Here is a 21,125-nt window from a genome sequence, read left to right on the forward strand (position 1 = left end):
GTATTTTGTTTCCGCGCCGGCCCCCGCAAATCAGCCGCTATGCCCGGAAAGGCTGAGAAACTAGTCTTGAAACGGATCGGTCACAAGTATCGTGTCGTCCCGTTCCGGGCTGGTGGAAAGGAGCGCGACCGGGGCACCGATCAGCTCCTCGATGTAGCGAACATATTTGACCGCCTGGGCCGGCAGATCGTTCCAGCTGCGCGCGCCGGCGGTGGTGCCTTTCCAGCCCTCCAGCGTCTCATAGACCGGTTCGACACGCGCCTGCGCGCCCTGGCTGGCCGGCAGATAGTCGATCATCTCACCATCGAGCCGGTAGCCGGTGCAGACCTTGATCTCGTCCAGCCCGTCGAGCACGTCGAGCTTGGTCAGCGCGATGCCCTTGATGCCGTTGACGGCGACGGCCTGGCGCACCAGCACGGCGTCGAACCAGCCGCAGCGTCGCTTGCGGCCGGTGACGACGCCGAATTCGTGGCCGCGCGTGCCGAGGAATTCGCCGACCTCGTTCCTCTGCTCGGTCGGGAACGGACCTTCGCCGACGCGCGTCGTGTAAGCCTTGGTGATGCCGAGCACATAGCCGATGGCGCCCGGGCCGACGCCGGAGCCGGCGGCGGCCTGTCCTGCGACCGTGTTCGACGAGGTGACGAACGGATAGGTACCATGGTCGATATCGAGCAGCGTGCCTTGCGCGCCCTCGAACAGGATGCGCTCGCCAGCCCGGCGCTTGTCGTCGAGGATTTTCCAGACCCGGTCCATATAGGGCAGGATCTCGTGCCCGACCGAGGTCAATTCCTGCATGATGGCGTCATGCGTGACTTCGGCATGGCCAAGCCCACGACGCAGCGCATTGTGGTGCGTCAGCAGCCTGTCGACCTTCAAGGGTAGCGTTTCCAAATCCGCCAAATCCATCACCCTGACCGCGCGCCGGCCCACCTTGTCCTCATAGGCAGGGCCGATGCCACGACGGGTCGTGCCAATCTTCGTTCCGGAATTGGAAGCTGCGTCCTCGCGGAATCCGTCCAGTTCTCGGTGCAGCGACAGGATAAGCGCTGTGTTTTCGGCTATTTTCAGGCGGTCCGGCGTCACCTCGACACCTTGCGCCTTGAGCTTGGCCACTTCGGCGACGAAAGCGTGCGGGTCGAAAACGACGCCATTGCCGATGATGGACAGCTTGCCCTGGCGCACGACGCCCGACGGAAGCAACGACAGTTTGTAGACCTTGCCGTCGACGACCAGCGTGTGGCCGGCATTGTGGCCGCCCTGAAAACGCACCACGACATCGGCGCGCTCCGACAGCCAGTCGACGATCTTGCCCTTGCCTTCATCGCCCCATTGCGAGCCGACGACCACCACATTGGCCATGTTTCTTTTCCCTTGAGACGCCGCCAAGCGGCTTGAATATGGTTCGAAACGACAGGCCTCTATAACGTCAAGACCTCGCGAGCGCGACCTTTCTTTGCCGCCGAAAATGCCCTCAGGCATAACAATTTTCGGGCTTAACATCATTTACTTGGACGCACGGGGGCAATAGGCCGACAAACACCGCGGCCCGCGGCCGGAATCCCACCATGCATCGAAGCGCCTACATAGTCCTGCTGCTCACCACCTTGCTGTGGGGCGGCAACTCGGTGGCAGGCAAGCTGGCAGTCGATCACGTCTCGCCGATGACGCTGGTCTTCCTGCGCTGGGTGCTGGCCGCGGCGATCATGCTGCCGATCGGCTGGAAGACGATACGCAAGGACTGGCCTGTGGTGCGCAAGCACTGGATCCTCCTTGCGGCCCTCGGTGCCAGCGGTTTCACTCTGTTCAACACCATCTTCTACACGGCGCTCAACTATACGACGGCGATCAACGTCTCGATCGAACAGGCGGCGATGCCGATCCTGATCATGACAGCCAATTTTATCTTCTTCCGCCTGCGCGTGAACTGGGCGCAGATTGTCGGCGTCATTCTGACCATCGCCGGCGTGATCCTGACCGCCTGCCACGGCGACCCGCGCCGGCTGTTGACGCTGGAGCTCAATTTCGGCGACGCCATCATGCTGGTCGCCGTGTTTCTCTACAGCGGCTATTCGGTCGGGCTGCGGTTGAAACCGGTGATGCATTGGCAGAGCCTGATGCTCGCCCTGTCGGTTGCCGCTCTCGTTACCTCGGTGCCCTTCTTCCTGTGGGAGGTCGCTGCCGGCAAGGTTATCGTGCCCGACGCGCGCGGCTGGGCGGTGATCGTCTATACCGCGATCGGCGCCTCGGTGATCTCGCAGATCTTCTACATCAGGGGCAACGAACTGATCGGCGCCAACCGCGCCGGCCTGTTCATCAATCTGGTGCCGATCTTCGGCACGCTGCTGTCGGTGCTGATCGTCGGCGAGACGTTCCAGTTCTATCAGGCATTGGCGCTGGCGCTCGTGCTGGGCGGCATCGGGCTTGCCGAATACAGCGGGCGCAAGGCAGCAAACCTGCCATCAGCCAGGACACGCTGAACAAAGGCGCGGACCAGGCCGCGCCTTTCGATCTTCCACGGCAAGTCCGGGATCACACGGCGTTGATGTCGAACTGCAGCCGTTTGGCCGAGTCGATCGACTTGTGCTTCCTGACCTTTTCCAGGACGGCCTCCGGGAACGGCGCGTCGAGATAGAGCAGCGCGATGGCATCGCCTCCCGGCCGGTTGCGGCCAAGCTGGAAGTTGGCGATGTTGACGCCGTTCTCGCCGCAGACGGTGCCTAGCAGGCCGACGATGCCCGGCGCGTCGGCATTGGTCGTGTAGAGCATATGCTGGCCGACCTCGGCATCGAGATTGATGCCCTTGATCTGGATGAAACGCGGCTTGCCGTCGGAGAAGCAGGTGCCGGCGATCGAGCGCGTCTTGTGCTCGGTCGTTACCGTCAGCTTGATGTAGCCGTCGAACACGCCCGACTTGTCGCGCTTGACCTCGGCAACGATGATGCCGCGCTCCTTCACCATGATCGGCGCCGACACCATGTTGACGTCGGAGACCTGCGGCCGGATCAGCCCGGCAAGCGCGGCACTGATCAGCGCGCGGGTGTTCATTGTCGCCGTCGAGCCGTCGAACAGGATCTCGACCTCCGTGATCGGGTCTTCGGTGACCTGGCCGACAAAGGCGCCGAGCACTTCGGCAAGCTTGACGAAGGGCTTCAGTCGTGGGGCTTCCTCGGCGGTGATCGACGGCATGTTGATGGCATTGGAGACGGCACCCTTGATCAGATAGTCGGCCATCTGCTCGGCGACCTGCAGCGCGACATTCTCTTGCGCTTCCGCCGTCGAGGCGCCGAGGTGCGGCGTCGCCACCACATTCTCCATGCCGAACAACGCGTTCTGCTCGGCCGGCTCGACCTCGAACACGTCGACGCCTGCGCCTGCCACCTTGCCGCTCTTCAGCGCCGCCACCAGGTCGGCCTCGACGATCAGCCCGCCGCGGGCGCAGTTGATGATGCGTACGCCGTTCTTCATCTTGGCGATTGCCGCGGCGTCGATGATGTTGCGCGTCTTGTCGGTCAGCGGCGTGTGCAGCGTGATGAAGTCGGCGCGGGCGAAAAGCTCGTCCAGTTCGACCTTCTCGACGCCGAGTTCCTCGGCGCGTTTGTCCGACAGGAACGGGTCGAAGGCGACGACATGCATCTTCAGGCCGACGCCGCGCGTCGCGACGATCGAGCCGATGTTGCCGCAGCCGATGACGCCCAGCGTCTTGCCGGTGATCTCAACGCCCATGAAGCGGTTCTTCTCCCATTTGCCGGCATGGGTCGAAGCGTTGGCTTCCGGGATCTGGCGGGCAAGCGCGAAGATCATCGCCACCGCATGTTCGGCTGTCGTGATCGAATTGCCGAAGGGCGTGTTCATCACGATGATGCCCTTGCGGCTCGCCGCCGGGATGTCGACATTGTCGACGCCGATGCCGGCGCGGCCGACGACTTTGAGCTTCGTGGCGGCATTGATCAACTTTTCGGTGACCTTGGTCGCCGAGCGGATGGCGAGGCCATCATATTGGCCGATCACTTCGAGCAGCTTTTCCTTGTCCTTGCCGAGATCGGGCAGATAGTCGACCTCGACGCCGCGATCCTTGAAGATCTGCACGGCTGTGGGAGAGAGTTTGTCTGAGACGAGAACGCGGGGCGCCATAGCGGCCTCCTTGAGATGGATTGTTGGGATATGGGCGGCCGAAGGCCGCCACTGACAATCTCAGGCCGCCGCTTTCAGCGACGCCTTCTGCGCAGCGAAGGCCCAGTCGAGCCAAGGCAGCAATGCTTCGAGATCCGACGTCTCGACGGTCGCGCCGCACCAGATGCGCAGGCCGGGCGGTGCGTCGCGATAGGCGCCGATGTCGTAGGCGACCCCTTCCTTGTCGAGCACCGAAACCAGTCCCTTGGCGAAAGCCGCTTGCCCATCGGCATCGAGCGCGGACACATCCGGATCGGTGAAGGACAGACACACGGACGTGTTCGACCGCGTCGCCGGTTGGACGGCGAGATGACCGAGCCACGCGGACTTGGCGACAAATCGATCGAGGACAGCCGCATTGGCGTCCGCCCTGGCGATCAGCGCGTCGAGGCCCCCAATCGACTTCGCCCAGTTGAGCGCATCGAGATAGTCCTCGACGCACAGCATCGAGGGGGTGTTGATGGTCTCGCCCTTGAAAATGCCCTCGATCAGCTTGCCGCCCGAGGTCAGGCGGAAGATTTTCGGCAGCGGCCATGAAGGCTTGTACGTTTCCAGCCGCTCGACGGCGCGGGGCGACAGGATGAGCATGCCGTGCGCGCCCTCGCCGCCCAGCACCTTCTGCCAGGAGAAGGTGACGACATCGAGTTTTTCAAAGTCGAGCCTCCGTGCGAAGGCAGCCGAAGTCGCGTCGCAGATGGTCAGGCCCTGGCGATCCGCAGGGATGAAATCGCCGTTCGGCACGCGCACGCCGGACGTGGTGCCGTTCCAGGTGAAGACCACATCGCGGTCGAAATCGATCTTCGTGAGGTCGGGCAGTTCGCCGTAGCCGGCTTCGATCTTGCGCACGTCGGCGAGCTTCAATTGCTTGACCACGTCGGTGACCCAGCCGGAGCCAAAGCTCTCCCAGGCGACCATGTCGACGCCGCGCTCGCCGAGCAGCGACCACAGCGCCATCTCGACCGCGCCGGTGTCCGATGCCGGCACGATGCCGATGCGGTAGTCCGCCGGGACCTGGAGAATTTCCCGCGTCAGCGAAATCGACTGTTCGAGCTTGGCCTTGCCGATTTTGGCGCGATGGGAACGGCCGAGCGCTGCAGTTTTCAGGGCCTCGACTGACCAGCCGGGGCGCTTCGCGCAGGGACCTGAGGAAAAATTAGGGTTTGCCGGACGCAGTCCGGGCTTCGCATGCGTCGTCATCGTGGTCTATCCTTCCAGATAGTGGCCCCTCGTTGGGGAGGGGTGGCCCACGGACGGCGATATGCGTTCAGGCCTCGGGCGTCAAGAGGAAAGTTTTTGTCGCGGGCAGGATACCGGCGATCTGTACGAAAATGTCATGGCGCAAAACCGGGAGCGGCGGACCCGAGGATCCGCCCGTCCTGTTCTTCTTATGCGTAGCACCTACCAGAGGTCGTAACGCAGCCCGAGCTTGACCGTCTGGTAGTCGATACCCTTGCGGATATTGAAGGCACCGCCATCAAAGGCGACGTATTTTGCGCTCGGCACTGAGAAATATTCGTAGCCGAGATCAACAGAAACGTTTTTGGTGACCTGATAGGAAAGTCCTGCACCGATCGAGTAGGCTAGGTTGAATTTGCCCTCGCTGTCGGTCTGACCTTCATAGCCGGCGGGATCGTCGCAGAAAAACCCGCCGGTGCCGCCGGAATTGGTCGGTGTTTCCACGCAGTCGCGTGCGCCTATGCTTCTGAAATATTTGTTGTAAGCAAGACCAATGCCACCGCCGATATAGGGAGTGAGCCCAACGTAAGTGCCCAGATCCACATAGCCGTTGGCCATGATGCTGTAGCCTTTGTTGGAGGCGTTGTCGGAGAGATCGCATGCCTGTGAGACCGGAACGGAATTGATATTTCCAAATCCGTCGGCCTCGAGCGTATGACCGTCGCAGGTGGCGGCGAGCTTCGCGTGCTCGCCGAATTTGTCGGTTGGTAGAATCCCGCCGTTCAGCTCGACCCTGAGATAGTCGTTAACATGATAGCCCATACCGATGCTGCCCGTGAAAAGGCTGCTCTCATCAGTAAAACTGTCGAGCGGACCGCTCGATGTTTCCTCATGTTTGAACGGATGACTGAAGGCGTAACCGATATCGCCGCGCAAATACCAGCCGGAGCCGACCTCGACCGGCACATAGTCGGGCGCCTGGTCGACATAGATCGGCGGATTGTAGTCGGCAGCATGCAAGGTCGCCAGCGGCAAGAAGGCTAAGGCGCCAAGCGCCAGCGCCGCACGCGAAATGATTCTCATGGTCCCCGACTCCCGAATTTGGCCCGCTGGCAATAGCAACGGCAGCCATCGTTTCAGGGAGCATTGTTAACCATAGTGGTTAAGTGCCGGTTAAGGCTAACAGAGCGTTAGCGAATTCATTTCGGCCGAGCTTTCATTACATAGGGCTCAAACGAAAGCCGCCCGGCGGGTGCCGGGCGGCTCACGAGAATTTCAGGTAATGCCGGTGTTACTTGGTGTAGATCGGCTCGGGTTCGGGCTGGTAGGCCACGACCGGCGCTGCGCAACCGTTGCTGCCACCGAACTGGTAGCGCAGGCCACCGCGAACCTCGTGTGTGTTGATGCCGCGATCGAAGCCGGGGCCGGAGCTGCTGACATCCCATTCGAACATTCGGCCGCCCTGGATGTGGCTGAAGCGATAGCCCGCGTCGAGGATGATCTTGTCGGTCAGGCAGTAGGAAGCGCCGGCCATCAGAGCGTAGGCGAAGCGCCAGTTGGACGCTCCCGGGTTGGTCTCGGTGGTGTTCGGGTCATAGACAGTATCCCACTTGACGCGCGCACCGCCGATGCCGGCGCCGACGTAAGGCGTGATGCCACTATAGGTGCCGAGATCGACATAGGCGTTGGCCAGCAGCAGCAAGGCGCTCATTTTCGACACTTCGGTCGATGTTCCGTTGATATCCGATGTGCCGCCGTTGAAGTTCGACTTGAACCAGTAGTCGGCCGTCAGATCGGTACGGAAATGGTCGTTGATCTTGTAGCCGACGCCGGCACCGAGCGAGAAACCGCCCTTGAGCTTGCCGAAGTCGAAACTCTTGCTGCCGGGAATGACCGTACAGTTACAGGGATCGACGGTGTAGGTCATGTAGTCGATGCCGCGCACGGTCGACTTGTGATAGTCGATGTCGCCGCGAATGTACCAGCCGCCGACTTCGACCGGCTGCTCGTAGACGGTCGGAGGCGGAGCCTCCTCGACCACCGGTTCCGGCAGGTCGGCCGCGAACAGTGGTCCTGCCAGACCTGCGAACAGTAAGGCGAGCAGGACCTTTCTGGCTGTATTGAACATGCATGTCACCCCTGAGAAGTTCGGAACGGCCATCGGTCCGAATGCAATTGCTTTTCAGTCGTGGATAATGAAGTGCAAAGGTTAAAAGGCGTTTAACCCTGTTGCTTAACCACGAATCCCGACACTTCGAGGGATCGTTGAGCGGTTTTCAGGATGTCGGGATCGACCGCCGGACCGACCAAAAAAGCCCGCCGGAAGGGCGGGCTTGAGCTGGCGAAGATATGAGTGCGGCACCCTCGCGGGCGGGCTTGTGATTAAGCTGCGCTGCGCGTTTCGGAGATAACCTCAACGATGCCATTGACGACGGACTCGACCAATTGCGGGTCGTCGCCCTCGGCCATGACGCGGATCAGCGGCTCGGTGCCGGAGGGTCGGATAACCAGCCGCCCAGCCTTGCCGAGGCGGGTACGGGCATCCTCGATGGCTGCCTTGACCGGCGCTTGCTCGAGCGGCTTGCCGCCGGAAATATGGACGTTCTTCAGAAGCTGCGGCACCGGTTCGAACTTCTTCGACAGTTCGCTGACCGGCCGCCCCTGCCGCTTGATGCAGGCCAGTACCTGCAGCGCCGAAACCAGGCCGTCGCCGGTGGTCGAGAAGTCCGACAGCACGATATGGCCGGATTGTTCGCCGCCGACATTCAGCCCGTGCGCGCGCATATGCTCGACGACATAACGGTCGCCGACCTTGGTGCGGTGCAATTGCAGCTTCATGTCGCCGAGGAAGCGCTCGAGCCCGAGATTGGACATGACCGTCGAAACGACGCCGCCGCCGGCAAGCCGCCCGCTCTGATGCCAGGATTCAGCAATCAGTGCCATGATCTGGTCACCGTCGACGATCGCCCCGTTCTCATCGACGATGACGACCCGGTCGGCATCGCCGTCGAGGGCGATGCCGATGTCGGCGCGCACTTCGTGCACCTTCTTCTGCAGGCCGGCGGGATGGGTCGAGCCACATTCCTTGTTGATGTTGAAGCCGTTGGGCTCGACATTGATGGCGACGACTTCGGCGCCCAGTTCCCACAGCGCCTCGGGCGCCACCTTGTAGGCCGCGCCATTGGCGCAATCGACGACGATCCTGAGCCCGGAGAGTGACATCGAGCGCGGCAAGGTGCGCTTGGCGAATTCGATATAGCGATCATGCACGCCGTCGACGCGCTTGGCGCGGCCAAGCCCGTCGGAATCGGCGAGCGCCAGTTCTATGTCCTTGTCGAGCATGCTCTCGATGCGCTCCTCGATCTCGTCGGAGAGCTTGTACCCGTCGGGTCCGAACAGCTTGATGCCGTTGTCATAGTAGGGATTGTGCGAAGCCGAGATCATGACGCCGATATCGGCGCGCAGCGACCGCACCAGCATGGCGACCGCCGGAGTCGGGATTGGGCCGAGCAGGAACACGTCCATGCCGGCGGCACACAGACCGGCGACCATGGCATTCTCGATCATATAGCCGGAAAGCCTGGTGTCCTTGCCGAGCACGACGCGATGACGGTGGCTGCCGCGCTGGAAGGAGAGGCCGGCGGCCATGCCGACCCGCATCGCGATTTCCGCGGTCATCGGAAACTTGTTGGCGCGCCCGCGAATGCCGTCCGTGCCGAAATAATTCCCTGCCATGGTAGCCCGATTCCTCAACGTTTCTTCCCCGGCACGTCATGCCACAATTGGCCGGGGCGCCATGATCACATTGTGTGATTATATGTTACCAATCCTTAGAAAATTCTTGTTGTGCACTGCACACAACACGGCTGCAACCTAACATGCTGAAACAGCCATGCTCCAATATACCAGTCATGCAAGCCTTTCAGCGCAGATGAACCTGGAAAATCTTGCTCTGAAGCGGGCAACGGACAACGATTTCATCACCTTATCGGCAAAGCCCAGCTTTAGGCGATATATACGCTACTTAGCATCTGGCGCAACCGACCGTTGAGCGTTATTGATTCGCCGGGACGTAACATGGGCTGCTGCAACGGAGAAACGCTATGCTCATCCACCGACTTGCCACTTTGACCGGCCTCGCCGTCGCGACCTTGTTTCTGGCCGCGCCCGCCAACGCACTGACGATGGCCGAGTGCAGCACGAAATACAACGCCGCCAAGGATGCCGGAACACTCGCCGGGGCGACCTGGAACCAGTTCCGCAAGGCCCAATGCGGCACCGACGCCGCGGCCAAGACCGACACCAAGGCAACCGAAACCAAAGCAACCGACACGAAGGCAGCCGACACCAAGAAAGCTGCCGACACCAGGAAGGCTGCCGAGACGAAGCCGGCCAAGGCAGCCGCTGCGGCCGAGGACAGCACGGCCAAGGGTCTGACGGCGAAGGAATGCAGCGCCAAGTACCAGGCGGCGAAGGCTGCCGGCACGCTGAACGGCATGAAGTGGAACGATTTCCGCAAGTCCGAATGCGCCGCCGGTGCATCGGCCGCCGCCAAGCCGGCAACCACCAAGGCTGCCGCGGCTCCCGCCGATACTAGCGGCAAAGGTCTGAGCATGGCCGAATGCAGTACGAAGTATCAGGCTGCCAAGACGGCCGATACGCTGAAAGGCATGAAGTGGAACGACTTCCGCAAGACCGAATGCGGCGCCAGCGCGTCCGATGACGACACCGTGCCGGCCGCCGACGAGGCGAGCTACACCAAAGAGCCGGCGAAGCCGACCACGGTTGCGCCCAAGGGCGTCACTTTCCCGTCCGCGATCTCGCCGAAATATACCAGCGAGACCCCAGGCAAGGGCCGCATGCATACTTGCCTCGACCAGTACTATGCCCTCAAGGACACCAACGCGCTTGGCGGCCTCAAGTGGATCCAGAAGGGCGGCGGCTTCTACAGCCTGTGCAACGCAAAGCTGAAGGGCTGAACGACAAAAATATCTGAAAGACAGGCCCGCGAACCGCAAGGTTCGCGGGGCGGTCTTTGTCAAATGCCGGGCACGCCATTCGCGCTCGTTTGGTGCCGCCCCTCCCCGTATAGTGACGTGGTGACGGGGAGAAAGTAGCTGACCGCGACGCCGGCGCCATCCTGGCAACGCAGGTGTGATTGGCGAAATCGCAGGAAGGCGGGGCCCTTCTGCCCGTCACTATGCCGGGAGAAGATGCCGGCAGGCAGATGAGTGGGGTCGCCGGCTTGGCCCGTCTTAAGCTAAGGCAGACGGGCAGCAAAGTCTCCAAACAAAAACGCCGCGGACCATGCCGCGGCGTCTCTAAATCATCTCTTGTCGAACTCAGCTTGACGGCTGCGGTTCCATTCCGCCTTCGGGCTCGGGGCCCTTCTTGCGCCGGCCGCCGGACTTCGGCACGGCCGAGCCACGGCTCGGCGGCGTGTCGTCGCCGAGGTCGCGTGAAGGCTTCTGCCCCGCGATCAATTGCTTGATCTCGTCGCCGGACAGGGTCTCGTACTCGAGCAGCCCTTGCGCCAGCGCGATCCATTCCTTCTTCTTCTTGGTCAGGATGGATTTCGCCGTGGAATAGGCCTCGTCGATCAGGCGGCGCACTTCGGCGTCGATGATCTGCGCGGTCTCTTCCGAGACGTTCTGCGTGCGCGCCACCGAATGGCCAAGGAACACTTCCTCCTGGTTGTCGCCATAGGCGACATGGCCGAGCTTGTCGGAAAAGCCCCAGCGCGTGACCATGGCTCGCGCCAGCTTGGTCGCCTGCTCGATGTCGGAGGAGGCGCCCGAGGTGATGTTTTCCTTGCCGAACTTGAACTCCTCGGCGACACGGCCACCCATCATGATGGCAAGGCGCGAGATCATGTATTTGTAGCTCATCGAATAGCGGTCACCCTCCGGCAACTGCATGACCATGCCGAGCGCGCGGCCGCGCGGGATGATGGTCGCCTTGTGCAGCGGGTCGGCCGACGGCACGTTGAGCGCCAGGATGGCGTGGCCGGCCTCGTGATAGGCGGTCAGCTCCTTCTCGGCCTGGGTCATCGCCGACGAGCGACGCTCGGCGCCCATCATGATCTTGTCCTTGGCGTCCTCGAACTCGGCCATGGTGACAAGGCGCTTGTTGCGCCGCGCCGCCATCAGGGCCGATTCGTTGACGAGGTTCATCAGATCGGCACCGGAGAAGCCGGGCGTGCCGCGAGCGACGACTTTGAGATCGACATTGGGCGCCAGCGGCACGTTGCGCACATGCACCTTCAGGATCTTTTCGCGGCCGACGATGTCGGGATTCGGCACCACGACCTGGCGGTCGAAGCGGCCCGGCCTGAGCAGCGCCGGGTCGAGCACGTCGGGCCGGTTGGTAGCGGCGATCAGGATGATGCTTTCGTTGGATTCGAAACCATCCATCTCGACCAGCAGCTGGTTCAGCGTCTGCTCGCGTTCGTCATTGCCGCCACCGAGACCGGCACCGCGATGGCGGCCGACGGCATCGATTTCGTCGATGAAGATGATGCAGGGCGCGTTCTTCTTGGCCTGGTCGAACATGTCGCGCACGCGGCTTGCGCCGACGCCGACGAACATCTCAACGAAGTCCGAACCGGAAATGGTGAAGAACGGCACATTGGCTTCGCCGGCAACCGAACGGGCAAGTAGCGTCTTACCGGTTCCCGGAGGGCCGACGAGCAGCACTCCGCGCGGGATCTTGCCGCCGAGCCGCTGGAACTTCTGCGGATCGCGCAGGAATTCGACGATCTCTTCCAGATCTTCCTTGGCTTCATCGACGCCGGCGACATCCTGGAAGGTGACCCGGCCATGCGCCTCGGTGAGCAGCTTGGCCTTCGACTTGCCGAAGCCCATGGCGCGCCCGGACCCGGACTGCATCTGGCGCATGAAGAATATCCAGACGCCGAGGATGAGGATCATCGGCAGCCATGAGATCAGGTAGCCGAACAGCGAATTGGAACCGTCACTCTCAGGCCGCGCGTTGATGGTGACGTTCTTGTCCTGCAGTCGCGAGACCAGCGATGGATCGCCGGGCGAATAGGTCTGGAAGCCGCTGGAATTGTCGGTGTAAGTGCCGCTGATACGAGCGCCGGCGATGGTCACCGTCTTGACCCGGCCCGCCGCGACATCCTGCAGGAACTGCGAATAAGGTACATCGCTGGAAGCCCCTCGCGTCTGCGGCGTCTGGAACAGATTGAACAGCGCTATGAGCAGGACCGCTATGATCGCCCAAAGCGCGAGGTTGCGATAATTCGGATTCATCAATTGTCCCGTTGGCATCCGCAGGGCGGACACACGTCGTGAGAGGAAACTTGCGCCTAACATAGGGAGAGCGCCTCCCCTTGCCAAGCATAACAGCATGTCTGGGTTAAGCTTTCGCCCTATCATCAACCGGCACTGTGGCCGCTGAAAGGCAGGGCGGGCAGCTTCGGCGCGCCAATCAGCCCGGCAACGGCACGCGCCGGCGCCAGATCGAAGGACGGCAGGAAGCGGGCAAAGGGTGCAACGACCGGCCGCACTTCAACTGTCGTGGACACCCTATCATGTTCAGACAAATCAAGGCATTCACCGGCCTGCCACAACGCCGGCTCGGCGGCGAGCGCGGCGCGCATCAGGCTCGGCGGGGCCTTTCCTTCACCAATGGCCAGCCGCTTCGCCGCTGCTGCGCCGAACGGGGCAATCAACAATGTGCCGCTGCCGTCGTTTAATGTGATATGCCGCCGGCCATCCCAGAGGGTTTCGTCGCTGGCGGCGGTGGCAGCGGGCAAGCCGCGCGCCTCGCGGCGGAGGAAGATGCCTGCGCGCCGGAAATCGACAACCGTCCGCGACAATGTGGCGCAAAGAAATCCCGCCTTCAGCCGACCCAACAGTGCCTCGCTACGCGTCTGATCCGGCAGGAAGTCCATCCCGCCGATGGTGGCCAAGAGAATGCGGAGCGCATAAACGGCTGCCCGATCGTCGGCTGCGCTCAACAAGTGAGGATCGAGACGAATGAGGCCCGTGACCTGATGGGTCGCGAAATCGTGGATCAGGCTTGCGGCGGCGAGGCCGAGTTGACTGCGCGCACGGCCCTCATGCGCGGCCAATGCCAGTGCGTCGTCGATGCGCCGCGCGCCGTTGCCGTCGGCAAGGGTTGCACGCATCCGTGGCCGCTCGAAAGCCTTGTCGGCATTGGTCGGGTCGTCGGCCCAGCCGATATTTTGACGCCGCAGGACGTCGCGTAATGCCGCGCGCCGCAACCCGAGGAGCGGCCGCACGATCCAACTGCGCCAGTCATACAAGGTGGCCGGCGCCATGCCGGCAAGCCCGCGGCCCGCGTCCTGGGCCAACCCTTCCTGGCGCGCTTGCCGCATAAGCACCGTCTCTGCCTGGTCGTCGGCGGTATGGCCGGTGAGGATCAGGCCGAGGCCTTCCGCTTGCGCCGCCTCGGCCAGCAGCCGGTAGCGCGCCTCACGCGCCGCCGCGGGCAGACCGGTCGAAGGCTTGGGGCCCGACCAGGTCAGGATGCGGTGTGAAATTCCGTATGTCGCGCAAAGCTTCGCCACCACTTGCGCTTCCACCGCTGAACCGGCCCGCAAATCGTGGTCGATCGTCACCGCCAGCAGCTTCGTCGCCGGCGCCATGCGGTCGAGATGGTGTTTGAGAAGGATGAGCAGGGCGGTCGAGTCGCTGCCGCCGGACACGGCCGCAACAGCGCCGCTGGTAAAATCGGTATGCGAAAAAATTCTGGTCGAAAGATCAGCCTCGGTGTCGACCATCAATGCATGTCACCTTAGGGTTGGTCCCGGTTCCGGGGCAACGACATGCGTGAAAAGGATCAGCACGCAGCCAGGGCTTTCTCCTGCTTGATGCGTTCTTTGAGCGCACCGGAAACGTCGGGGTAGCGCTTGCCTATTTCGCTGAAGGTGGCACAGGCCACATCATGCTGCTTGAGGCCGACCAGCGACACGCCGAGCTTCAGCAGCATGTCGGGAGCCTTTTTGGCCTTGGGGTAGTCCTTGCTGGCGGCAAGGAAAGTCTCCGCAGCGTCACGGTATTTCTGCTGGCCGAGCAGCGACTCGCCCAGCCAGTAATGCGCGTCCGCCGCCTTCGCATCCTTGGGGAAACGGGCGATGTGGTCGCGGAAACCCTGTTCGGCGGTGCCGTAATCGCCTGAGAGGATGAACTGGTAGGAGTTGCGGTAGAGCTCCTCAGGGTCGTTGGTGGCGGGCAATGCCGCGATCACCGTATCGGATTTGCCGGTCTTGGCCGGCGCGCCGGTGGCTGGCGCGGTATCCTGCGCAGGCGTGGTCGACTGAGTGTTGCCGCCGGCATCAACGACATTGCCGTTCTTGTCGACGGTGATGGTTCCGAAGGTCTTTTCAGGCGCTCCCGTACCGGGAATAACCTTGCCAGGGTCGCCATCGGGAGACTCGACGATGACGTCCTCGACCGTTTTGCCGCCTGCTGACTGGTTGTTGCCGGGCGCGGCAGGCGGCTGCGTTGCCGGGGCCGCTGCCACGTTGGTGTCGCTGCCGGTGGTGGCATCGGATTTCTTCTGTGCCGGCGGCTGTCCGCCTTGCGTGCCACCGCCTTCAAGCTGCTGGAAGCGGAATTCGTTGTCTTCCTGCTGCTTGCGGATCTGTTCCTGCATTTGCAGGACCTGGAAATTAAGTTCCTCGATCTTGCCGTTCATCTGCCGCAGCTGCTCTTCCACGCTGGTGACGGCGGCAGGATCGGACTGCACCATCTGAACCTGGTCCGGCTTTTTCTTTTGACCGAAAATGCCGGGCAGTTCGATGCTGGGCAGGTGGAAGGAAAAGCCGCTTTCGCTGGATTGCCCTGAGCCGTTCGCCCCGGGGCCGCTAGCCGAGGCGGTGACGCCTGATAGAAGCAGCAGCGCAAGCGTGCCGCTCAAAACCGATCTCAAATGCATGTGCCTCTCGCCGTGATTTCGTTAGCTTGTTCGCGCCTTCCAATCAGAATGGGACCAGCCAAGCGCCTTCGGCTCATAGCAGGAGCCGAGACTTCGGCCAAATTTTGTTTCCGACATCCGGATATGAAAAAGGCGGCCCGGAGGCCGCCTTTCGCATAGGTATGTTGCATTTTTACCGCTGTACGCCGCGCGTTCTTTTGACGCGCGACCGGCTGCACGCCGCCTCAGGAACCGGTGCCGCTGAGCGTGGTGACCGCACGGCGGTTCTGCGACCAGCAGGAGATGTCGTCGCACACCGCGACCGGACGTTCCTTGCCGTAGGAAATGGTCTTCAGACGGCTGGCCGAGACGCCCTTGGCGACGAGGAAGTCGCGGGTGGCGGCAGCGCGGCGGGCGCCGAGCGCCAGATTGTATTCACGCGTGCCGCGTTCGTCGGCATGGCCTTCGATGACGATAGCATACTGCTTGTACTGGTTAAGCCACTGTGCCTGGCGAGCCAGCGTCGTTTGCGCATCGGCACGGATCGAGGTCGAGTCCGTATCGAAGAAGATGCGGTCGCCGATATTGACGGTAAAGTCCTGCGCCGATCCGGGAGTTGCCGCGCCGGCGCCGTTGAGGCCAAGATCAGCCGCGTTGTTCGGCGTCTTCTTCGAGGCGCAACCGGCAATGGCGAGCATCGCCACCAGCGCGATCATGACTGGGTTTCTGGTAAGTGCTGCGATACGGCCCATGCCGCCTCTCCTTCGCATTTCGAGTGATTTCGTTGATCACCCAGTAACCACGTTTGGGTTAACCGGCATTCAAGAAACACGGTTAAAATTTGGTTTAGGCTGCCGTCCGCAACCTCTTTGTCCGTGGTCACAGTTGGCGCGGACCCTAGGCGGAAATGCGGCCAAAACGCGACGAGGTGATGGAAAAAAGGGGAATTGAAGAGCTGAGGAATTGATGAAATGACGAACCCCGTCGGGACAATTCACTTCAGCTTTTCTCTCAGATTGATCAGCATGCCGTGGACATGCGCATATGCTTGCAGCCACTCGTCGCATTGCGCTCGGCTGATGTATTCCAGATCGAACGCGTAAGATATCCACGTCTCCGCTTCGCTGCACGAGCCCATCGCCATCGAAACGAACCGTGCGAATTCCGGTCTGGAGTGTGTCTGCTTGGCAAATCCCTCAGCCAGATTGGCGCAGATTCCCTTGCTGGAACGACGCAACTGATCGGCCAAAGCGTATTGCTCAATCTTCGGGAAAGCGAGCGTAGCTTTATGTACGTCAAGAGAAACCGCATAAGCGCGCTTATAAACTTCTAGATCCTTCGCACGCTTAATATAATTCGCCGGTTTCTCCATCTTCGATTCTTCAATTCGTCATTTCTCCAATTCGCCTCTTACTCGAGCAGCGGCGACCAGGCTGGGTCCGAAGCGAAGTTCGTGGTCGGGATCGACTGCTCGTTGCGGCCGGTAAGATCGACCGACACAAGCTTGGGCCCGCCGGCGGAGTCGCGGAAGAACATCAGCACGCGGCCGTTCGGCGCCCAGGTCGGTCCCTCCTGCTGGAAGCCGGAGGACAGGATGCGCTCGCCGGAGCCATCGGTCTTCATGACGCCGATCTGGAATTCGCCACCGGTCTGCTTGGTAAAGGCGATGAGATCGCCGCGCGGCGACCATACAGGCGTCGAATAGACGCCGTCGCCAAACGAGATGCGGTTCTGGCCCGAGCCATCGGCGCCCATCACGTAGATCTGTGCACGGCCGCCGCGATCGGAGGTGAACACCACCTGGCTGCCGTCCGGCGAATAGGAGGGGGAGGTGTCGATGGCGGTCGAATTGGTCAACCGAGTCGTCGAGCGGCTGCGCAGATCCATGGCGAAGATGTTGGAATTGCCGTCGTCGCGCAGCAGGCTCATGATCACCTTCTGGCCGTCGGGCGAAAAGCGCGGCGCAAAAGTCATGCCGGGGAAATTTCCGACCAGTTCGCGCTGGCCGGTCTCGATCTGCAGCAGGTAGACCCGCGGCTGGCCGCTCTCATAGGACATGTAGGTGATTTCTTGCCGGTTCGGCGAGAAACGCGGCGTCAGCACGATCGACTTGCCATCCGAGAGATAGCGGATGTTGGCGCCGTCCTGGTCCATGATGGCGAGGCGTTTCTTGCGCGCGTTCTTGGCGCCGGATTCGTCGATGAAGACAACGCGTGTGTCGAAATAGCCTTTTTCGCCGGTCAGCCGCTCATAGATGGCGTCGGCGATGATGTGGGCGACACGCCGCTGATTGGCATCGTTGGCGAAGAACTGCTCGCCGGACATCTGCTGGCCGGCAAAGGTGTCCCAAAGCCGGTATTGGGCACGGATACGGCCGTCGGCTTCCTTGCTGACGCTGCCGGTGACCAGAGCCTGCGCGTTGATGACCTTCCAGTCATCGAAGCGCGGCGCTGCATCCGGGTTGGTGATCTTCTCGATAAAGGCGCTCTTGTCGATCGGCGCAAACAGCCCCGAACGCTTCAGGTCGGCGGTGACGATCTGCGAGATCTGCGCGCCAAGCGCATCGCCGCCCTGGAAGTCGGTGATGGCGATCGGCAGCGGCTCGACATTGCCCTTGTTGACGTTGAGCTCGACGAGCGCCAGCGCCGGCAACGTGCCCGCCGCGGTCATGCCCATCGCCATTGCTGCGACCATCAGGAGCGGCTTGAGGATTGATTTCATGTCTTCTCGCTTCTCGTACTGATTTTCGGATACTCGGGCCCTAGAGACCCAGCATCTCCCTAGGATCGAAGGTGACGCGGACGTCCGCCCAGATGTCCTGCTTGCCCGCGGGAACCTGCAGGCCGGTGACATCGCATTTTTGCACCGCGCGGACGGCGCTTTCGTCGAACTGACGACTTCCGCTCGACTTTTCGACGGCCGGTCGTCCGTCCAGCTTGCCGGAGGCATCCAGGTTGAACCGCACCACGACGACGAAATTCTCGGAACCTTCAAGGCCCGCGGGAAGGGTCCAGCAGCCGCCGAGCTGGCTTTCCAGGGCGCCCATTTCCGACCTGGAAAGCTTCTGGCCCTGATCCTTGTCGCCGCCGAGCGACGCCTGCTGCGTCGAGCGCTTGGCGCCGCCGCCGGATGGCTTCTGCTTGTCGAGGAGAGCGGAAATCTCGTCGGCGTTGAATTGCTTGTCATCGGACTTCGGCTTCGACGAGGCCTCCTTGACCGGCTTGTCGGCATCCTTGCGGTCCGGCGCCTTGGCGCTTTCGGCCTGTGCCGGTTGCGGCTTCGGCCGGGCCTCCGGCGCGGGCGCCGAGTCGGGCAGTTGCGTCGCTTCGGCGGGCGGCTCCTGCGCTATGGCTTCAGCGACGGCATCCGGCTTGACCTCGGGCGTCGGATCGATGGCCGCTGTCTTGTCCTGCGGCGGCGGGGTCGGCGCCGGCTTGACCGGTGTTGGCTTGGGATCGACTTGCTTGACCGGCTCGGGCTTGACCTCTTCCTTGGGCGTCGCCGCCGGCCCCACTTCCGTTGCCGGCGTAGGCTTGGGCTTTTCCTGCGGCTTCGGCACGTCCTCGGGCTTCGGCTTCTCGATCGGGGTCGGCGCCGGCGGCGGAGCCGAGGTCATGTCGACGGGCTTGGGCTTGGCTTCTGGCGTTATCGGCTTGTCTGTATCGACGCTGTTTTCGCCCACCTTCTGCTCATCGGGAACGACGTCCGGGCGCTGGGTCGGCACCGGTGCCGGCTTTTCATGCATCACGGCCTTCTTGTCGCCCTGCAGCGTCTGCGCGATGGCTTCCATCGGCACGATATCGACCGCCACCGACTCGACATCGGAGGACGGGAGCGCGGCCGGCGCCGTCAGTGTGAACAGGCCGAAGGTCAGCGCCGCAGCATGCAAGATCACCGATGTGGTGAGGCCGGTCTTCATCTTCTTGTCTACTGATCCTGTTCCTGCAACGAAACGAGGCCGATGTTCTTGTAGCCGGCAGCCGAAATGCGGGCCATCACCTTCATCGCCGTGCCATAGTCGGTGGACTTGTCGCCACGGATGAAGATGCGCTCTTCATAGCCGGTCTTCGAGATCGCCTGCAGCTTGGCCACCAGTTCCTCGATCGGGATCTCGGTTTCCTGGAGGAATATCTGGCCGGCGGCGTTGATCGAGACGGTGATCGGCTGCGTGTCGGCATTCATCGCCTTGGCTTGCGTGTCCGGCAGGTCGATCGGCACGCCGACCGTCAGCATCGGTGCGGCGACCATGAAGATGATCAGCAGCACCAGCATCACGTCGACCATCGGCGTGACGTTGATCTCGGACATCAGTGCATGGTGACGGCCGCGCCGCCTGTGGCCGCGCCCGCCGCGTCCTCCCATGCCCATGGACATACCCATCTGCTACTCCTCAGGCCTTGGGGGCCACTTTTTCATCGATTTGGCGCGAGAGTATGGCGGAGAACTCGTCGGAGAACCCTTCCATGCGCACCGCTATCTTGCTCGCGTCCGACGACAGCTTGTTGTAGGCAATGACGGCGGGGATGGCGGCGAGCAGGCCAATGGCTGTCGCCAGCAGCGCTTCGGCAATGCCGGGCGCAACCACCGCGAGACTGGTATTCTTGGAACCGGCAATCGCCTGGAACGACGTCATGATGCCGATGACGGTGCCGAACAGGCCGATGAAGGGTGCCGCCGAGCCGGTTGTGGCGAGGAAGCCGAGGCGACCCTCCAGCTTTTCCATTTCGCGGGTCAGCGCCAGATCCATCGCTTTGTCGATGCGGGTCTGCAGCCCGAGTGGCGTTTTCGCGCCCTTCTCGAAGCTCTTCTTCCACTCGCGCATCGCAGCCACGAAAATGGCGCCCATGCCGGTGGTCTTGCGGTCGGCAAGCGTCCGGTAAAGCTCTTCGAGCGATTGCCCCGACCAGAACACCTGCTCGAACCGGTTGAGCGCCAGCCGCATGCGGGCGTAGGAAACCAGCTTGTCGACGATGATCGCCCAGGTCCAGACCGAAGCGCAGAGCAAGCCGATCATGACCAGCTTGACCACCCAGCTGGCCTGGCTGAACAGCGCCCAAATCGACAATTGCGCGCCCGGGTCGGCGAGTGCGATATTTTCCATCGTTACGTCCTTAAGATTTCCGGGCGAAGCTGGTGGCTGGCCCCTGGCATCCCTTGTGGTCGGTTCGCACGAAGCTACCGGAACAACCCCAATCTGTGCCGTTAGCGGCCTTTTCGGGGCAAATATTGGTGAAAGGAAGGCGCACGATCACGCCAATCTTCACCAATCTCTTCATGAACCGTTATGGTTAAGGATGGGTTAGTACATAAGGCGCGGCGCATTGCCACGCCCAGGGGGCAACGCGCAAGCCATGCCAAATTGATCGCAACGGGGCTAGTCGGCGGCGGCCTTGGGCATGAACGCCGCCACCCATTCCCTGGGAAAGCGTCTTGGCCGGCCATTCTCGCCAATGATCGCCGCCTCGACCTTGGCCTCCACCAGCACGTCGTCGCCGCGCTTGAGCTGCTGCGCCATGAAGATGCGCGCGCCGGAAATGTCCTCGGTGCTTGTGTCGACCGTCAGGATGTCGTCGATGCGGGCGGGGCCGCGAAAATCGATCTCCATGCGCCGCACCACCCAGACAATTCTTTCGCCATGCTTGCCGTCGGCAAGCTCGGTGTGATGCACGCCGGTGAGTCTCAGATAGTCGGAGCGGCCGCGTTCGAAGAATTCGAGATAGCGCGCATGATAGACGACACCCGAGAAATCGGTGTCGGCATAATAGACCCGCGCCATCAGCCGGTGGCCGAACGTCGTCAGCGCGCCGGAAAGTCCGGCCAGCAGCGGAGCCGAATCACCATGATCGCCCATTGCGCTTCCTTTTTCAGTCCCGACG

General features: G+C 62.2%; 18 protein-coding genes. 2 read left to right on the forward strand and 16 right to left on the reverse strand.

Features of this window, described 5'->3' with window-relative positions:
* Window positions 1-60 precede the first annotated feature (60 nt).
* A complete protein-coding gene (locus NKJ90_RS17020; protein ID WP_023758667.1) occupies window positions 61-1,359 on the reverse strand; it encodes an adenylosuccinate synthase in 1,299 nt (432 codons plus the stop codon).
* A gap of 206 nt (window positions 1,360-1,565) precedes the next feature.
* Between NKJ90_RS17020 and NKJ90_RS17025 the strand changes: the two genes are divergently transcribed.
* Window positions 1,566-2,477, forward strand: coding sequence for a DMT family transporter (locus tag NKJ90_RS17025; RefSeq protein ID WP_023758666.1), 912 nt, complete (start codon window positions 1,566-1,568; stop codon window positions 2,475-2,477).
* 52 nt (window positions 2,478-2,529) lie between these two features.
* On the opposite strand, the gene serA is transcribed toward NKJ90_RS17025, so the two are convergent.
* From serA to glmM, 5 genes are all read right to left on the reverse strand, one after another.
* A complete protein-coding gene (serA, locus tag NKJ90_RS17030; RefSeq protein ID WP_023758665.1) occupies window positions 2,530-4,131 on the reverse strand; it encodes a phosphoglycerate dehydrogenase in 1,602 nt (533 codons plus the stop codon).
* Window positions 4,132-4,191: 60 nt separating this feature from the next.
* Window positions 4,192-5,367 carry a phosphoserine transaminase gene (locus NKJ90_RS17035; protein ID WP_023758664.1) on the reverse strand — a complete coding sequence of 392 codons (1,176 nt, stop codon included), beginning with the start codon at window positions 5,365-5,367 and terminating at the stop codon, window positions 4,192-4,194.
* Window positions 5,368-5,568: 201 nt separating this feature from the next.
* The gene (locus NKJ90_RS17040) at window positions 5,569-6,468 is read right to left on the reverse strand and encodes an outer membrane protein (protein WP_348626154.1); all 900 of its coding nucleotides are present in this window, start codon (window positions 6,466-6,468) and stop codon (window positions 5,569-5,571) included.
* Window positions 6,469-6,637: 169 nt separating this feature from the next.
* Window positions 6,638-7,474, reverse strand: a complete 837-nt coding sequence (locus NKJ90_RS17045; RefSeq protein WP_352486396.1) for an outer membrane protein — start codon at window positions 7,472-7,474, stop codon at window positions 6,638-6,640.
* Window positions 7,475-7,728: 254 nt separating this feature from the next.
* The gene (gene glmM / locus NKJ90_RS17050) at window positions 7,729-9,081 is read right to left on the reverse strand and encodes a phosphoglucosamine mutase (RefSeq protein ID WP_023758661.1); all 1,353 of its coding nucleotides are present in this window, start codon (window positions 9,079-9,081) and stop codon (window positions 7,729-7,731) included.
* Between the two features lie 368 nt (window positions 9,082-9,449).
* Between glmM and NKJ90_RS17055 the strand changes: the two genes are divergently transcribed.
* Complete coding sequence (locus NKJ90_RS17055) at window positions 9,450-10,325, forward strand: hypothetical protein (RefSeq protein ID WP_023758660.1); 876 nt, start codon at window positions 9,450-9,452, stop codon at window positions 10,323-10,325.
* Window positions 10,326-10,688: 363 nt separating this feature from the next.
* On the opposite strand, the gene ftsH is transcribed toward NKJ90_RS17055, so the two are convergent.
* The 10 genes from ftsH to ybgC all read right to left on the reverse strand — a co-directional run bounded on the left by ftsH (window position 10,689) and on the right by ybgC (window position 21,100).
* The gene (ftsH, locus tag NKJ90_RS17060) at window positions 10,689-12,617 is read right to left on the reverse strand and encodes an ATP-dependent zinc metalloprotease FtsH (RefSeq protein WP_023758659.1); all 1,929 of its coding nucleotides are present in this window, start codon (window positions 12,615-12,617) and stop codon (window positions 10,689-10,691) included.
* A gap of 125 nt (window positions 12,618-12,742) precedes the next feature.
* Window positions 12,743-14,113 carry a tRNA lysidine(34) synthetase TilS gene (gene tilS / locus NKJ90_RS17065; RefSeq protein WP_023758658.1) on the reverse strand — a complete coding sequence of 457 codons (1,371 nt, stop codon included), beginning with the start codon at window positions 14,111-14,113 and terminating at the stop codon, window positions 12,743-12,745.
* Between the two features lie 59 nt (window positions 14,114-14,172).
* The gene (gene ybgF / locus NKJ90_RS17070; RefSeq protein ID WP_023758657.1) at window positions 14,173-15,270 is read right to left on the reverse strand and encodes a tol-pal system protein YbgF; all 1,098 of its coding nucleotides are present in this window, start codon (window positions 15,268-15,270) and stop codon (window positions 14,173-14,175) included.
* A gap of 224 nt (window positions 15,271-15,494) precedes the next feature.
* Window positions 15,495-16,001 (reverse strand): peptidoglycan-associated lipoprotein Pal, encoded by a 507-nt coding sequence (gene pal / locus NKJ90_RS17075; RefSeq protein ID WP_023758656.1) that lies wholly within the window; start codon window positions 15,999-16,001, stop codon window positions 15,495-15,497.
* Window positions 16,002-16,243: 242 nt separating this feature from the next.
* Complete coding sequence (locus NKJ90_RS17080; RefSeq protein ID WP_023758655.1) at window positions 16,244-16,621, reverse strand: four helix bundle protein; 378 nt, start codon at window positions 16,619-16,621, stop codon at window positions 16,244-16,246.
* A gap of 38 nt (window positions 16,622-16,659) precedes the next feature.
* Window positions 16,660-17,943, reverse strand: coding sequence for a Tol-Pal system beta propeller repeat protein TolB (gene tolB, locus NKJ90_RS17085; protein ID WP_502898032.1), 1,284 nt, complete (start codon window positions 17,941-17,943; stop codon window positions 16,660-16,662).
* Window positions 17,944-18,010: 67 nt separating this feature from the next.
* Entirely contained in the window at window positions 18,011-19,168 is a 1,158-nt protein-coding gene (gene tolA / locus NKJ90_RS17090; RefSeq protein ID WP_352486400.1) for a cell envelope integrity protein TolA, read from the reverse strand.
* Between the two features lie 8 nt (window positions 19,169-19,176).
* A complete protein-coding gene (gene tolR / locus NKJ90_RS17095) occupies window positions 19,177-19,629 on the reverse strand; it encodes a protein TolR (protein WP_023758652.1) in 453 nt (150 codons plus the stop codon).
* Between the two features lie 10 nt (window positions 19,630-19,639).
* On the reverse strand, window positions 19,640-20,350 hold the full coding sequence (gene tolQ / locus NKJ90_RS17100) for a protein TolQ (RefSeq protein WP_023758651.1): 711 nt from the start codon (window positions 20,348-20,350) through the stop codon (window positions 19,640-19,642).
* A gap of 273 nt (window positions 20,351-20,623) precedes the next feature.
* Window positions 20,624-21,100 (reverse strand): tol-pal system-associated acyl-CoA thioesterase, encoded by a 477-nt coding sequence (gene ybgC, locus NKJ90_RS17105; RefSeq protein ID WP_023758650.1) that lies wholly within the window; start codon window positions 21,098-21,100, stop codon window positions 20,624-20,626.
* Window positions 21,101-21,125: the final 25 nt, after the last annotated feature.

The sequence above is a fragment of the Mesorhizobium sp. M0051 genome, from assembly GCF_040323235.1.
Classification (GTDB): Bacteria; Pseudomonadota; Alphaproteobacteria; order Rhizobiales; family Rhizobiaceae; genus Mesorhizobium.